General features: G+C 31.5%; 2 protein-coding genes. Both read right to left on the bottom strand.

Annotated features, from left to right (window positions below; translation table 11 throughout):
• Window positions 1–37: 37 nt before the first annotated feature.
• Window positions 38–259, bottom strand: a complete 222-nt coding sequence (locus tag DWZ82_RS14695) for a DUF4318 domain-containing protein (RefSeq protein ID WP_004612768.1) — start codon at window positions 257–259, stop codon at window positions 38–40.
• Between the two features lie 110 nt (window positions 260–369).
• Window positions 370–750, bottom strand: a complete 381-nt coding sequence (locus DWZ82_RS14690; RefSeq protein ID WP_044987242.1) for a GNAT family N-acetyltransferase — start codon at window positions 748–750, stop codon at window positions 370–372.
• Between the last annotated feature and the right edge of the window lie 90 nt (window positions 751–840).

The following is an 840-nucleotide window of genomic DNA, read 5'->3' as shown; positions in this document are numbered from 1 at the left end:
CAAGTTGACCCGATGTGTGTAGAATAACAAATTGGATTTATTTTTCTTTACATTTTATGCCGTAATTTCCCCTACTACCATTTTCGTAGCCCCTATATATTTCATATCTTTTTCCATTTATCTCCACTTCGTCATCGTTAATAAATGTATAAGACTCACCATTTTCTTCACAATACTTTGAAATTGCTTCCATAGTTTTTGCAAGAGTTGGGTAATTGGCACTATCCTCATAAGGAACCCAAAAAGCTTTTTTAAACATATAAAATACCTCCTTCTAATTTGTTAAGTAATCCACGAATTTTCAAATCGTTATAAAATAATAGTATCATACAGCTTCGCAAAAATCCACTTATAACTTCAAATTGTCCCTTACTCTTTTCTATTTATCATGTAAGATTGTAAACTTTTTTGACAACCATTCTTTTCATAAAATTTTTCTGCTTCTGGTTGAGAGCCGAAATATAACATTGTAGGTGTATTATCTTTTGCAAGTTGAAGAAGTTTGCTTCCAATCCCCTGTTTTTGATATTGAGGAAGAACCAGTAACTCTGTAATTGTTCCAAAATAGTAACCATCGGAAAGAATACGCAAGCATCCTACTAGCTTTTTATTGTCATAGGCTGTTATATTTAATGTTTTAGATAATGCCATCCTTGTTTGTTCCACATCATAATTACCTTGCCATACTTGATTGACAAAAGAAATAAACATTGATACATCAAGGTTTTTATCATCTATTTTGTAGTCCATTATTTTTCCTCCAACTACCGATTTGTTGTCATCTTCATTATACTTCATTGGCTATCGAAAAGATAGCATATTTTATGAAACTTGTCGGCT

It is taken from the genome of Butyricicoccus sp. AF35-5AC (assembly GCF_003477715.1).
Taxonomy (GTDB): Bacteria; Bacillota; Clostridia; order Oscillospirales; family Butyricicoccaceae; genus Agathobaculum; species Agathobaculum butyriciproducens.
Note: the sequence above shows the minus strand (reverse complement) of the source record. Positions and strands in the feature narration are given on the sequence as shown.

Bases quoted from the DNA above. Each gene is read 5' to 3' on its own strand.
- DWZ82_RS14690 (WP_044987242.1), bottom strand. From the start codon at position 750: ATGGACTACAAAATAGATGATAAAAACCTTGATGTATCAATGTTTATT.
- DWZ82_RS14695 (WP_004612768.1), bottom strand. From the start codon at position 259: ATGTTTAAAAAAGCTTTTTGGGTTCCTTATGAGGATAGTGCCAATTAC.